The following is a 12,606-nucleotide window of genomic DNA, read 5'->3' on the forward strand; positions in this document are numbered from 1 at the left end:
TCCGCACGGTCGGCGATGGCGCGGAGGGTGGCGGGTTCATGCTACGGAAGTCCCCTTCTTGTATATGTGAGAACGGGCAATCGGATATATCTCCCCGTCGGCGTCGCTCTCTATGACGAGAAACTTTAGGATGTCGTCGTCCTCGATCACGCCGATAACGCGGACAGGTTCGCCTCCGTCGTCCTCGGCGTCGAAAGCATCGATGCGCATCATCTTGGGCGACGGCTTGACTGCAGCTAATGCGTCGATGATTGCGTCCTTGGTGGCTGAGTAGTGGTCGGCGTAATCCATCACGCGGCCTCCGCCACTTTAGTGTAAAGAAGTCGATTACCGTCAGCTTTGACGTGGAGTGGCTTGAACATGAGCTCATCGAGATCCTCGACTTGGCTGAGCCCAACCGCCCTGCAGATGTCAGCTAGATACTGAGTGCCCTCATTCTTGTACCGCTCGATGCAGCAATCTAGGTAGAACCTGTGCTGAAGCTCGTTCCCGAAGTGCGTGCCTGGGGTATTGATGAGGAACGTCATCCATGCGCTGTGATCTCCACAGTCGTTGTCAATACGATTATCGACAAACTCGCCCCAATACTCGCCAACGGGCCACAGTGATGGCGAGCCCTTCATGAACTCCGGGATGTCGTCGCTATTCCCCTCAACGTTGTCGTTGGCCGGCTCTGGTTTCTTGGCTGGCGCATTGGCCTTCGCCTTAGCGATAGCCGCACCTTTTGCATCGATGTGGACGATAGGCAGGTCTTCAAGCCATCGCTCCCCCTTGAGCCAGTTCGCCGGTTCCGGGATCCACTTCTTATCGACGCCGTGTTCCTTGTAATGAGCGGCCCAATCGCCGGCCACCTCAATAATGATGTCGACGTCAGTGAGGATTTTTTTCCATTCGGCCCGGGCCTTCTTGATCCCATGCTTGCGCGGCCAGACTTTCCAGAACTCAGGGAATCCATCTCCCTCTCCCTCCGGGCTGCCCGCGACGGTGGCCGTAAGGCCAGCCGAGAGCGGCGGCGTAGCCGGCTCGGAGAACTCATTACCCACTACGTGTGACCCGGTCCTGTGGCCGGGTCCAGTAGATGGGTCTTCGTTCGGAGTTTTCTGAATACTATCAGCCGTAGCGTTCGGATTTTCCAGAACGCATGTGTTCGGGTTTTCCCGAACGCTAGAACTATCCACAGTAGCGTTCGGAGATTTCTGAACACTATGGGCTTTTTCCCATACGGGAATATAGCGGCTAGCCCTGCGGCCGGCGCCCTTCTCCTGGGTGAGGTAGCCCCAGGCGACGAGGTCCGTGAGTGCCGCATGAACGTCGCCGGTGAATAGCCCCACGCCAAAAGGATCGCGCTCCTTCACGGTCGCAACGACATGGCGGACGCTGGCGAGGGCATCGCCATATTTGGAATGATACCAATCGAGAATAAACCCAAAAACCAGGATGTGTTTGCGCTTGGCTCTCTTGTCGTAGGGAAGGATGGTCATGAGCCGGAACTTGGCCTCGAGGCTCTCAGGCTTCGGGGACTTAATGTCCTGCATGGCTGGCGGCTCCAAGCGCCGCCAGGGCGAGTTCGGCAAGGCGGGCGGCAAGCAGCTTGGAGAAGGTAGCAGCGCGTCTGTGGCCGGCCTGTGGGGCATACAGCAAGTGCTGCCCATCCGGCTGGCGAACGAGGCGCAGACCGTAGAGCCTGACATGCTCGTTGAGCTCGACGTCGACGAAGGCGACGCAGGCGCGGTCGCCGGTTTCTTTGGTCGGGTGGGCGTAAAGAATTCGCATTTTTTTTCTCCTGTTAACGCGCACGACGGCGCGCCCGCCGGCGGTGCCGGGAGGTTGGTTTGGATATTATGACGAGATCGGCGCAGCGGTTTAGGCAAACAAACTGGCTTTGTTTGCAGGCCAAAGCGCTTATTTTTCAAACGGGTGGATGCGCGAAACTAGGGGCCGGAGGTTCGATACCTTGGGAAACAACCATTCGCGACCGTACGGCAACGATTGGCAATGAATGGGCGGAACGAAACGTGTTTTGGAGCCTCAAACGACCGCGAAAAACTGCGCAATCCCGGCTTTTCCCACGTAGGATCCATTGTTCGGGACGTGGGGGTCGAGTGTTCGAATCACTCCACTCCGACCAGTCGATCCTTGGTTTCCCAGGAGTTCCTTTCCCGATAACCTGTCTCCGCAAAAGCTCTTCCAGATCGGCGGACCGTTTTGGAACGCATGCGCTGCGGCTTGTCGGCAGGAGTGGTGTCGATCAATCAATCCACCTGTCATCCGTGTTCGCCGACGTTCCCTTGTCCATCGCATTGCGCCGTGATTGTGAAGATCGGCTACAGGTTTTCATAGAGGCGCGACGGGTTGACTAAACCGGGACGGTATCCCATTGGTAGCACGACTCAGGCATGCCCACGCCCGGCGGTGGAAGTAAAAACCGCAACGGCGCGAGATAAGTAAAGATTTGCATTTCAGGTGGAGTATATGAAAGGCTTGATTAAAAAGGCGCTCCGTAAGGCGGGGAAGTATATGTTTCCTTCCGCCAATCATCCGGTCCGGGATGAAACGTCGCTGATGCTTCAGGGCAAGCAGCTCGCTCACCTCAAATCAGCCTTCGTCAAAGATCCCAAGGGACTTTTCGATTTCGAGTTCAAAGTGTTTTCCCAGTGGGGGGAAGACGGTATTATCGAGTGGCTCGTGGAACAGCTTTCGCCTCTGCCACAGATCTTCATCGAATTCGGCGTTGAGGATTACACCGAGTCGAATACGCGGTTTCTGCTGATGAACAGAAACTGGCGTGGGCTTGTTATCGATGGCTCGCAGGACGCAATCGCAAAGGTAAGAAGAAGCGAGCTCCATTGGCGTCATGACCTGACAGCCCATGCAAGCTTCATTACCCGCGACAACATCGATCGCATATTCGAGGAACATGGTTTTTCCGGCGAAATCGGCCTTTTGAGCGTGGATATCGACGGTAACGACTATTGGGTCTGGGAAGCGATAAAGAGCGTAAACCCCGGCATAGTCGTTTGTGAATACTGCGCTCACTTCGGGGATGTCCACGCCGTATCCGTCCCTTACAAGGAAGATTTCACACGTCACGCGGGCCACTACTCCGGTCAATATTTCGGCGCCTCGCTCAAGGCGTTCATCTCGTTGGCGCACCGGAAGGGTTATACGTTTCTGGGAACCAACGCTTCGGGGATAAACGCCTTCTTTGTGCGCAATGACTTGATCCCGAGGCTCGGAGACAAACAGCCTCCGGTAAAATCCTTTCCCATGCGGGCTAGCGATACCCGCGACGAGCAAGGGACCCTCACCTTCATCCATGGGCCGGCGAAGGCAGACCTGATCAGGCATTTGCCCATAATCGACGTGGAAACGGGGAAGCAGACGACACTCGGCGAACTTGGTTACCTGTACAGCGATGAATGGCTGAAGCTGATGCGCGGCGATTTGCCGTGAGGCCTTGTGCCCCACTCGCATGCACTTCAGCCGGCGAAGAATAACGCCAGGTCTCGGCATGCCGTTACGGCATCACGTCGGCGGAGACGTATTATACGGTCGAGATAACTTCTTGGTCGTGGGGCCGCCTGGGCTTTTCCTGTCCGTTTGAGGTCGTGCCTGCATCTGGCGGGGAGAGGGCCGTAGCATGTACGCCGCGTCATCCAGCTGCCGTTCGTTCGATCTCATCCAGCGCGGTTCGACGCGCCCGCCAGCTTGATCGCGGACTTGGCGACGAAAAAAGGGGCCTTTCGACCCCTTTCCATTTCCCGCCGATCGTAGAGATCAGATGTCGCCGCCGGCGTTGGAGAACAGCTCTGCCGCCTGCTTGGCGGTCATCCGCTTGATCTCGGTCTCGTCGCGCCGGTTGGCGAAGAGCTCGCTTGCCATCAGCTGCTCGGCGAGATCGGCCGGCAGAGACAGCACGACGCGCTGGTCTTCACGGTGAATGCCGCCGACTTCCGCTCGCTTGGCGATGATCATGCCGCCAGCGACCGTGTTCAGCGTATCCGGATCGATCAGGATGAAGGCGCCGGTCGAGCGGTTCTGGTCGTAAGCGTCGAAGACCGCCAGTTCCTCGAAGGAGAGGCGCACCTTGCCGATCGCGTTCATGGCGAGCGTCGAGGCATGCGGCTGCCACTTGCCGGTCGCAAGCTCGAGCTGGCTGATCGGTTCGACCGCGACGCGCTGGCGACGCGAACCGCTCTTCAGCCAGTAGCGTCTTCCGGGTTCGATCCCGCCCGGCTGCAGCGAAACGAGCTGGGCGTCGAAATGGTGGCCGGTCATCGGCTGGCCGTCGAGCGAAACGATCACGTCGCCGCGGGCCACGTCCACCTGCCGGTCGAGGACCAGCGTGATGGCGTCGCCTGCAACAGCTGCGTTGCGCACGAGGTCGAAGGTGACGATCCGGCTGACATTGGCGATCGTCCCTGAGGGCAGGATGACGACAGAGTCGCCCGGCTTCACCGAGCCGCCCGCGACGGTCCCCTGATATCCGCGAAAACTCTCGCCGGGACGAACGACGCGCTGCACCGGCAGGCGGAAACCGCCGGCCTGCGTAGAGCGCACCGTTGCCAGTTCCAGCGCCTCGACCAAGGTCGGGCCATCATACCAGGGCATCGAGGCGTCGGCCGGATAAACGACGTTTTCGCCCTTCAGCGCCGACATCGGGATCGCGGTGATCTGGCGCACGCCGAGCGACAGCGCGAATTCGCGGAAATCGTGGGAGATCCTGTCGAACACAGCCTTGTCGTAATGGACGAGGTCGATCTTGTTGACGGCCAGCACAAACTGCCGGATGCCCATCAGGGCTGCGATCGTGGCGTGCCGGCGGGTCTGTTCGAGCAGACCGGCGCGGGCGTCGGCCAGCAGGATGGCGAGATCGGCGGTCGAGGCGCCGGTTGCCATGTTGCGGGTATATTGCTCATGGCCGGGCGTATCGGCGACGATGAACGAACGCCGGTCGGTCGAAAAATAGCGATAGGCGACGTCGATGGTGATGCCCTGTTCGCGTTCGGCCTGCAGGCCGTCGAGCAGCAGGGCGAAGTCCGGCAGGCCGAGGTCGTTCTGGCTGCCGGAATCCCGTGCAAGCGTTGCGGCCTGGTCTTCCTTGACCGCCTTGGTGTCCCAGAGCAGCCGGCCGATCAGCGTCGACTTGCCGTCGTCGACCGAGCCGCAGGTGATGAGACGCAGCGGGCGGGTGTCGCGCACGGCCTTCAGGGGTTCCGCGAAGGGAAGGATGGTCGCGGAGGGCGAAGTTGCTGTTGCGGTCATCTCAGAAATATCCTTCGCGCTTCTTCTTTTCCATGGAGCCGGACTGGTCGCGGTCGATGGCGCGGCCTTGGCGTTCGGAAACGGTGGCGATTTCGAGCTCGGCGATCACCTCTTCGAGGTTGGAAGCCGTCGAGCGGATGGCGCCGGTCAGCGGGAAGCAGCCGAGCGTGCGGAAACGGATCATGCCATGCTGCACGGTCTCGCCGGGCTTGAGTTCAAGCCGCGGATCCTCAGCAAGGATCATCATCCCGTCGCGCTCCACATAGGGGCGTTCGGCGGCGTAATAGAGCGGCACGAGCGGGATGTCTTCCGCCTGGATGTAGCGCCAGATATCGACCTCCGTCCAGTTGGAGAGCGGGAAGGCGCGCACGCTTTCGCCCTTGCGGACCATGCCGTTATAGACGTTCCAAAGCTCCGGGCGCTGGTTGCGCGGGTCCCATTTGTGGTCCGGGGTGCGGAAGGAATAGATGCGTTCCTTGGCGCGGGAGGCCTCCTCGTCGCGCCGCGCGCCGCCAAAGGCCGCGTCGTAGCCGCCGGCGTCGAGCGCCTGGCGCAGCGCCTCGGTCTTCATGATGTCGGTATAGAGCGCCGAACCGTGGCTGAATGGGGTGATCCCTTCCTCGGCGCCGCGCGGATTGGTGTGGACCACGAGATCGAGATCGTATTTCTCGGCGATCTCGTCGCGGAACTCGATCATCTCCTTGAACTTCCACGTCGTATCCACGTGCAGGAGCGGGAAGGGGACGCGGCCGGGATAAAAGGCCTTGCGGGCGAGATGCAGCAGGACGGACGAGTCCTTGCCGATCGAATAGAGCATTACAGGTTTTTCGAATTCCGCCGCCACTTCGCGAAAGATGTGGATCGCTTCGTTTTCGAGGGCCTTCAGATGCGGATCGAGCGGCGGTCTGGAAACGGGCGGGTTCTTCACTTCCGTTTCCTGTACTGACAAGGGCATTTCGGTCTCCGGGTATTCTATCGTAACAAACACAAAAGGCTTCAGTTCGCCTGGGCTAAGGGCTCTGCGACTGGCTGAGCGACGTTTTCCGGCACATGCAGGCCGCATTCGCGCTTTTCGTCGTTTTCCCACCACCAGCGACCGGCGCGCTCTGGCTCACCGGGCTTGATGGCGCGGGTACAGGGCTCGCAGCCGATCGATGGATAGCCGCGCTTGTGCAGCGGATTGACCGGGATGGCTTCGGAAGCCACATGGGCGTTGATCGTCTCGATGTCCCAGTCGGCCAGCGGGTTGATCTTGATCAGGTTGCGCTCGGCGTCGTATTCGGCAAACGGCGTCGTCGCGCGATTGCCCGACTGGCCGCGGCGAAGGCCGGTGACCCAGACGTCGGCGCCAGCCAGAGCCTTGGCGAGAGGCTTCAGCTTGCGCACATGACAGCAGGCGTGGCGAGCTTCGACGCTGTCGTAGAAGCCGTTGAGCCCGTATTTCGCGGCGTATTCGTCCACATCGTCCTGCTCCGGCCGAAAGCGGCGGATCTCGATGCCGTAGCGCTCCTCGGTCTCGCCGATCAGGTCGACGGTTTCCTTGAACAGCCGCCCCGTTTCGAGCGTCGAAATCTCGACTGGCAGGCGATGCGTGCCGATCGCTGCGGTAATCACCTGATCCTCGATGCCGAGCGAGGTGGTGAACACGGCGTGGCCGAGTTCGGCGGCAAGCGCCAGGCGCCCAGCAAGGTCCAGGCTTTCGAGCTGTGCGTCGAGGGTGGCGGCCAGTCCCGAACGGTCCTGGCCGGCGGCATCGTGCAGTGTCATGGGTCTTCTTCCGTGAGCGATTGCTTGATTATCCAGATTTATCGCCGTCAAGGACAGGAAAACCCGTTTCTTCCCATGGTGATGCGGAGCAAATATCTCTCCAAAGCGGCGCTCACACAGAAAACCTGCCGCCTTAACCAAAAGTGACTGATTTTATCCCGGAAACCCCTGCATTGGTTTGTATTTTTCCGTGATTTGAGCTATTCCGGGAACATGTCTCCGGGGCGCTGTTTCCCCTGGTGGATTTGCAGCCCCTGAGCGCCCCTCTGGCGACCCTGTGGATGCCCCAAACGAAGCTGAAGTGAGCGGCGCCGTGAGGACCATTTGCCTTGCGGCGGCGCTATTGTCGATGGTTGCGTGATGATATCCCAGAAAGCGAAATATGCCCTTCGGGCCTTGGCCGCCCTTGCACAGGCCGATCCCGAAGCGCCGATGCTGATTTCCGAGATTGCCCTCCAGCAGAGCATTCCGAAGAAATTCCTGGAACAGATCCTGCTCGACCTCAAGCGTTCCGGCATCGTCGTTTCCCGCCGCGGCAAGCAGGGCGGCTATCTGCTCCTGAAACCCGCCGCTGCCATCACCTTTGGCGAAGTCCTGCGCCTGGTCGACGGCCCGATCGCGCCGCTGCCCTGCCTCTCGCAGACCGCCTACCGCAAATGCGAGGATTGCGACGGCGAACATCTCTGCGAAATCCGCCATGTCTTCGCCCGCGTCGCCGATGCGACCCGCGACGTGCTGTTCAACACCACGATAGCCGATGCCGTCGAAGGCGCCGGCGACACCAAGGCGCCCGTCAGGGAACTGCTGACGGCTTGATGTCTGTTTCCGGCTTGGCGATGTACCAAAGTTTGGTATAATGACAAGGCAGGGGGCGTTATGGCTCGAAATACATCCATTTCACTGGGCGATCATTTCGCCAGTTTCATCGACACGCAGGTTGAAAGCGGCCGGTATGGTTCGGCCAGCGATGTCGTCAGGGCGGGTCTGCGCCTGCTTGAAGAACATGAGGCCCGAGTCAAGGCCCTACAGGACGCTCTGATTGCCGGAGAAGAGTCGGGCACGCCACAACCATTCGACAACCAAGCATTTCTGAAACGGATGCGAGAGCGCCATGGCCGCTAAGGGCCGCGACTACAAGCTTTCACCGCTTGCGGAAGAGGATCTTGAAGGTATCTGGGATTATACGGTCGAAACGTGGTCGTGGGAGCAGGCCGAGCGCTACCACGATGAACTAATCTCGACGCTGGAAGGATTGGCGGCAGGTCGGAAACTCGGCCGGCCGGTTGATATTCGGCAAGGGTATTTCAAATAGCCATCGGTGCACATAGTGTTTTCTACCGGTTTTCCGAAAGCGCTATCGATATTATTCGCATCCTTCATCAGAAGATGGATGTCAGCCGGCACCTCTAGTGTCTCGCCAAATCTTTGGAAAATTCTCCTCCCGCGCCCCCAAAATCCCGATTATGGCCGGATTGTGATTTTGCAAACCGCCTGTTTGCCGAAGCGGGCATTCTGTCCATATCAGGAGGATTAATGGTTTCTTTGTCGTCGCAGCCTGTCAAAGGGAAACAGTTTTGCCTTCTTCTTGCCCTCGATTGACTAAGACGACCCAACCGATAGAGTTTCGGCAGAACCACAGGAGGGAACCTCATGTTCAAATTTGCCCCGGGATTGGGCCGTCGACTGGGCACGCGTTTGGGCGCCGTCGCACTCGGTCTGTCCCTGACGGCCGGGATCGTCGCACCGGCTTTTGCCGATAGCCAGCTTCTCAACGTTTCCTACGATCCGACCCGCGAGCTCTACAAGGATTTCAACGTCGCCTTCGCCAAATACTGGAAGGCGCAAGGCGGCGACGACGTGACGATCCGCCAGTCGCACGGCGGTTCCGGCGCGCAGGCCCGTTCCGTCATCGACGGTCTGGAAGCCGACGTCGTGACGCTGGCGCTCGAAAGCGACATCAACGCGATCGAGAAGTCCGGCAAGATCAAGGCCGGCTGGCGCGACCGTCTGCCGAACCACGCATCGCCCTACACGTCGACGATCGTCTTCCTCGTCCGCAAGGGCAATCCGAAGGGGATCAAGAACTGGGGCGACCTGGTGAAGGGCGACGTCTCGATCGTCACGCCGAACCCGAAGACCTCGGGCGGCGCCCGCTGGAACTATCTTGCCGCCTGGGCCTGGGCGAACGAGGAATACAAGGGCGATCAGGCCAAGATCAAGGCTTACGTCGGCGAACTCTACAAGCGTGCTCCGGTCCTGGACACCGGCGCCCGCGGCTCGACGGTCACCTTCGCGCAGCGCCAGATCGGCGACGTGCTGCTGGCCTGGGAAAACGAGGCCTATCTCGCCGGTGCTGAATTCGGCAAGGATGCCTTCGAGATCGTCGTTCCGCCGATTTCGATCCTCGCTGAGCCGCCGGTCGCGGTCGTCGACGCCACCGTCGATTCCAAGGGTACCCGCAAGCAGGCGGAGGCCTATCTGCAGTATCTCTACTCCGATGAAGGCCAGAATATCGCGGCGAAGCACTTCTATCGTCCTTCGAAGCCCGATGTGGTAAAGCCGGAATTGTTGAAGGCGCTGCCGAACATCAAGCTCGTCACTATCGACGATCCGATTTTCGGCGGTTGGAAGAAGGCGCAGCCCGAACATTTCGGTGACGGCGGCATTTTCGACCAGATCTACAAGCCCGGTAAGTAAGTCGGAATAGTAAATGATCCATAACGCCACCGCCTCACCGGCAAAGTGGCGACTGAAGCAGCCGAGCATCATCCCGGGTTTCGGGTTGACGCTCGGCTTTTCGCTCGCCTACCTGTCGCTGATTATCCTGATCCCCGTTGCCGGCCTGCTCTGGCGTACCGCCGGGCTTGGCTGGAGCGGGTTTTTCGCTGTTCTGACCGACCGGCGCACGCTGGACGCACTTTATATATCCTTCGGCACGGCCTTCGTGGCCGCGCTGGTCAACGTCGTTTTCGGCACCGTCGTCGCCTGGGTGCTGACCCGTTACAATTTTCCCGGCCGCCGGCTGATCGACGCGATCGTCGACCTGCCATTCGCGCTGCCGACGGCGGTTGCCGGCATCGCGCTTGCAGCGCTTTATGCGCCGAACGGCTGGGTCGGTTCGCTGTTCATGCCGTTCCGCATTGCCTTCACGCCGCTCGGCATCGTCGTGGCGCTGGTCTTCATCGGCCTTCCCTTCGTTGTACGCACCGTGCAGCCGGTCATGGAGGAACTGGACCGCGAGGTGGAGGAAGCCGCAGCCACGCTCGGCGCCAATCGCTTCCAGACGATTTCGAAGGTGATCCTGCCGGGGCTGACGCCGGCGATCCTGACCGGTTTTGCGCTCGCCTTCGCCAGAGGTGTCGGCGAATACGGCTCGGTCATCTTCATTGCGGGCAACATTCCTTACGTCTCGGAGATCGCGCCGCTCCTCATCGTCATCCGGCTGGAGGAATTCAACTATGCAGGCGCGACGGCGATCGCCACGATCATGCTGATCATCTCCTTCGTGATGCTCTTCATCATCAACCTCATTCAGGCCTGGAATCGAAGGAGATACGGCAATGTCTGAAGTCTCCCGCTCCGCGCCCGGTAAACCGCCTTCCTTCCGGAACCCTGCCGACGAACGCCCACTCGCAAAGATCCTGCTGATCGGGCTGGCGCTGGCTTTCCTCGCTTTCTTCCTGCTCCTGCCGCTGGTCTCCGTCTTCGTGGAGGCTTTTCGCAAGGGTTGGTCGGAATATTACGAGGCGCTGATCGAGCCCGACGCGGCGGCGGCCATCCGCCTGACGCTTCTGGTGGCTGCGATTTCCGTTCCGCTTAACCTCGTCTTCGGGCTCTGCGCCTCCTGGGCGATCGCCAAGTTCGAGTTCAAGGGCAAGGCCTTCCTGATCACCCTGATCGACCTGCCGTTCTCGATCTCGCCGGTCATTTCCGGCCTGGTCTACGTGCTGCTCTTCGGCTCGAACAGCCTGCTTGGCCCGATCCTCAAGAGCCACGGCATCACCATCCTGTTTGCCGTGCCGGGCATCGTTCTCGCCACCGTCTTCGTCACCTTTCCCTTCGTCGCGCGCGAGCTGATCCCGCTGATGGAGGACCAGGGCACCGGCGACGAAGAGGCGGCCCTTTCGCTCGGGGCATCCGGCTGGCAGACCTTCTGGTACGTGACGCTGCCGAACATCAAGTGGGGCCTGCTTTACGGCGTGCTCCTCTGCAACGCCCGCGCCATGGGCGAGTTCGGCGCCGTCTCGGTGGTTTCGGGCCATATCCGCGGCCTCACCAACACCATGCCGCTGCATGTGGAGATACTCTATAATGAGTATAACTTCGTCGCGGCCTTCGCGGTGGCCTCGCTGCTGGCCTTGCTGGCGCTCGTCACCCTTGCATTGAAAACTCTTCTCGAACTTCGGTTCGGAGCCGGCGCTGCCGGCGGCAGGCATTGAAAGGTCTGAGGCTAGATGGAAGTCACCATCAACAATATCCGCAAGGAATTCGAGCGCTTTCCGGCGCTGAACGACGTGTCGCTGAAGATCGCGTCCGGCGAATTGATCGCGCTGCTCGGTCCGTCGGGCTCAGGCAAGACGACGCTGCTGCGGCTTATCGCCGGCCTCGATTTCCCGACATCGGGCAAGATCTTCTTCGGCGATCAGGACGCCTCGCATCATTCGGTGCAGGAGCGCAATGTCGGCTTCGTCTTCCAGCATTATGCGCTGTTCCGGCATATGACGGTCGCCGAGAATATCGGCTTCGGCCTCAAGGTTCGGCCCGCGGGCAGCCGCCCGCCGAAGACGGAAATCCGCCGCCGGGTCTCCGATCTCTTGGAGATGGTCCAGCTTGGCGGGCTCGAAAAACGCTATCCGAACCAGCTTTCCGGCGGCCAGCGTCAGCGCGTCGCACTTGCCCGCGCCATGGCGATCGAGCCGCGCATCCTGCTGCTCGACGAACCTTTTGGCGCGCTCGACGCCAAGGTACGCAAGGAATTGCGCCGCTGGCTGCGCGAATTCCATGATCGCACCGGACACACCACGGTCTTCGTCACCCACGACCAGGAAGAGGCGCTGGAGCTCGCCGACCGCGTCGTCGTCATGAGCCAGGGCAAGATCGAGCAGGTCGGATCTGCCGACGACGTCTACGACCGGCCCGGTTCCCCCTTCGTCTTTTCCTTCATCGGCGAGTCCTCTCAGCTCCCGGTCGAGGTGAAAGACGGCACCATGCTTTTCCAGGGCCAGCCGATCGGCATTTCGGAGCAGGGCGACGGGGCAGGGGAACTGTTCTTCCGGCCGGAGGACGTGACGCTTGTCGATGCGCCGGATGCGCTGTTCGGCAAGGTCACCGCCTGCCGCCGCCTCGCCGGCACCCGCATCGCCGAGATCGACATCGCCAATGAAGGCCACGCGCCCTATCACGTCGAGGTGGAGGTGCCGCTGCATGCGCCGATCGAACTCGGCAGCGAAACACGCTTCCGTCCGACACGCTGGAAGGTTTTCCGCAAATAGGCTTGTCTGCATCCTCCAGATGACATCGGTCGCCCGTACACGCTGCGGCATATGCGGTGCCACCGGCAATCGCAGTGCACAC

At 60.5% G+C, this 12,606-nt stretch carries 14 protein-coding genes; 8 read left to right on the forward strand and 6 right to left on the reverse strand.

The window, feature by feature from the left end:
* Positions 1–36: 36 nt before the first annotated feature.
* From J2857_RS15450 to J2857_RS15460, 3 genes are read right to left on the reverse strand one after another with little or no spacing between them, the layout of a single operon-like run.
* Positions 37–291, reverse strand: coding sequence for a hypothetical protein (locus J2857_RS15450; RefSeq protein WP_210010992.1), 255 nt, complete (start codon positions 289–291; stop codon positions 37–39).
* Positions 291–1,535: a hypothetical protein gene (locus J2857_RS15455; RefSeq protein WP_210010993.1), complete on the reverse strand. Its 1,245-nt coding sequence runs from the start codon at positions 1,533–1,535 to the stop codon at positions 291–293. Before J2857_RS15455 ends, J2857_RS15450 begins: the two co-directional genes overlap by 1 nt.
* Positions 1,522–1,773, reverse strand: coding sequence for a hypothetical protein (locus tag J2857_RS15460; RefSeq protein ID WP_210010994.1), 252 nt, complete (start codon positions 1,771–1,773; stop codon positions 1,522–1,524). The genes J2857_RS15455 and J2857_RS15460 overlap by 14 nt, the downstream gene beginning before the upstream one ends.
* Before the next feature lie 699 nt (positions 1,774–2,472).
* Between J2857_RS15460 and J2857_RS15465 the strand changes: the two genes are divergently transcribed.
* On the forward strand, positions 2,473–3,453 hold the full coding sequence (locus J2857_RS15465) for a hypothetical protein (protein ID WP_210010995.1): 981 nt from the start codon (positions 2,473–2,475) through the stop codon (positions 3,451–3,453).
* Positions 3,454–3,777: 324 nt separating this feature from the next.
* On the opposite strand, the gene cysN is transcribed toward J2857_RS15465, so the two are convergent.
* From cysN to J2857_RS15480, 3 genes are read right to left on the reverse strand one after another with little or no spacing between them, the layout of a single operon-like run.
* Positions 3,778–5,265, reverse strand: coding sequence for a sulfate adenylyltransferase subunit CysN (gene cysN, locus J2857_RS15470; protein ID WP_210010996.1), 1,488 nt, complete (start codon positions 5,263–5,265; stop codon positions 3,778–3,780).
* Between the two features lies 1 nt (position 5,266).
* On the reverse strand, positions 5,267–6,220 hold the full coding sequence (gene cysD, locus J2857_RS15475; RefSeq protein WP_210010997.1) for a sulfate adenylyltransferase subunit CysD: 954 nt from the start codon (positions 6,218–6,220) through the stop codon (positions 5,267–5,269).
* Positions 6,221–6,261: 41 nt separating this feature from the next.
* Positions 6,262–7,032, reverse strand: coding sequence for a phosphoadenylyl-sulfate reductase (locus J2857_RS15480; protein WP_210010998.1), 771 nt, complete (start codon positions 7,030–7,032; stop codon positions 6,262–6,264).
* Between the two features lie 360 nt (positions 7,033–7,392).
* Here J2857_RS15480 and J2857_RS15485 point away from each other — a divergent pair, with 360 nt between their 5' ends.
* The 7 genes from J2857_RS15485 (at position 7,393) to J2857_RS15515 (ending at position 12,524) form a co-directional block, all read left to right on the forward strand.
* Positions 7,393–7,848 (forward strand): RrF2 family transcriptional regulator, encoded by a 456-nt coding sequence (locus tag J2857_RS15485; protein ID WP_210010999.1) that lies wholly within the window; start codon positions 7,393–7,395, stop codon positions 7,846–7,848.
* A 60-nt stretch (positions 7,849–7,908) separates the two neighbouring features.
* Positions 7,909–8,154: a type II toxin-antitoxin system ParD family antitoxin gene (locus J2857_RS15490; RefSeq protein ID WP_210011000.1), complete on the forward strand. Its 246-nt coding sequence runs from the start codon at positions 7,909–7,911 to the stop codon at positions 8,152–8,154.
* Positions 8,144–8,344 carry a type II toxin-antitoxin system RelE/ParE family toxin gene (locus tag J2857_RS15495; protein WP_245363361.1) on the forward strand — a complete coding sequence of 67 codons (201 nt, stop codon included), beginning with the start codon at positions 8,144–8,146 and terminating at the stop codon, positions 8,342–8,344. Before J2857_RS15490 ends, J2857_RS15495 begins: the two co-directional genes overlap by 11 nt.
* A 338-nt stretch (positions 8,345–8,682) precedes the next feature.
* A complete protein-coding gene (locus J2857_RS15500) occupies positions 8,683–9,729 on the forward strand; it encodes a sulfate ABC transporter substrate-binding protein (protein ID WP_245363362.1) in 1,047 nt (348 codons plus the stop codon).
* Between the two features lie 13 nt (positions 9,730–9,742).
* A complete protein-coding gene (gene cysT, locus J2857_RS15505) occupies positions 9,743–10,600 on the forward strand; it encodes a sulfate ABC transporter permease subunit CysT (protein WP_007752798.1) in 858 nt (285 codons plus the stop codon).
* A complete protein-coding gene (gene cysW, locus J2857_RS15510; protein WP_210011001.1) occupies positions 10,593–11,471 on the forward strand; it encodes a sulfate ABC transporter permease subunit CysW in 879 nt (292 codons plus the stop codon). Before cysT ends, cysW begins: the two co-directional genes overlap by 8 nt.
* 15 nt (positions 11,472–11,486) lie before the next feature.
* On the forward strand, positions 11,487–12,524 hold the full coding sequence (locus J2857_RS15515) for a sulfate/molybdate ABC transporter ATP-binding protein (RefSeq protein WP_210011002.1): 1,038 nt from the start codon (positions 11,487–11,489) through the stop codon (positions 12,522–12,524).
* Positions 12,525–12,606: the final 82 nt, after the last annotated feature.

This window comes from Neorhizobium galegae (assembly GCF_017877055.1).
Lineage (GTDB): Bacteria > Pseudomonadota > Alphaproteobacteria > Rhizobiales > Rhizobiaceae > Neorhizobium > Neorhizobium galegae_D.

Coding starts and splice junctions, on each gene's coding strand:
- J2857_RS15450 (WP_210010992.1), bottom strand. CDS start 291: ATGGATTACGCCGACCACTACTCAGCCACCAAGGACGCAATCATCGAC.
- J2857_RS15455 (WP_210010993.1), bottom strand. CDS start 1,535: ATGCAGGACATTAAGTCCCCGAAGCCTGAGAGCCTCGAGGCCAAGTTC.
- J2857_RS15460 (WP_210010994.1), bottom strand. CDS start 1,773: ATGCGAATTCTTTACGCCCACCCGACCAAAGAAACCGGCGACCGCGCC.
- J2857_RS15465 (WP_210010995.1), top strand. CDS start 2,473: ATGAAAGGCTTGATTAAAAAGGCGCTCCGTAAGGCGGGGAAGTATATG.
- cysN (WP_210010996.1), bottom strand. CDS start 5,265: ATGACCGCAACAGCAACTTCGCCCTCCGCGACCATCCTTCCCTTCGCG.
- cysD (WP_210010997.1), bottom strand. CDS start 6,220: ATGCCCTTGTCAGTACAGGAAACGGAAGTGAAGAACCCGCCCGTTTCC.
- J2857_RS15480 (WP_210010998.1), bottom strand. CDS start 7,032: ATGACACTGCACGATGCCGCCGGCCAGGACCGTTCGGGACTGGCCGCC.
- J2857_RS15485 (WP_210010999.1), top strand. CDS start 7,393: ATGATATCCCAGAAAGCGAAATATGCCCTTCGGGCCTTGGCCGCCCTT.
- J2857_RS15490 (WP_210011000.1), top strand. CDS start 7,909: ATGGCTCGAAATACATCCATTTCACTGGGCGATCATTTCGCCAGTTTC.
- J2857_RS15495 (WP_245363361.1), top strand. CDS start 8,144: ATGGCCGCTAAGGGCCGCGACTACAAGCTTTCACCGCTTGCGGAAGAG.
- J2857_RS15500 (WP_245363362.1), top strand. CDS start 8,683: ATGTTCAAATTTGCCCCGGGATTGGGCCGTCGACTGGGCACGCGTTTG.
- cysT (WP_007752798.1), top strand. CDS start 9,743: ATGATCCATAACGCCACCGCCTCACCGGCAAAGTGGCGACTGAAGCAG.
- cysW (WP_210011001.1), top strand. CDS start 10,593: ATGTCTGAAGTCTCCCGCTCCGCGCCCGGTAAACCGCCTTCCTTCCGG.
- J2857_RS15515 (WP_210011002.1), top strand. CDS start 11,487: ATGGAAGTCACCATCAACAATATCCGCAAGGAATTCGAGCGCTTTCCG.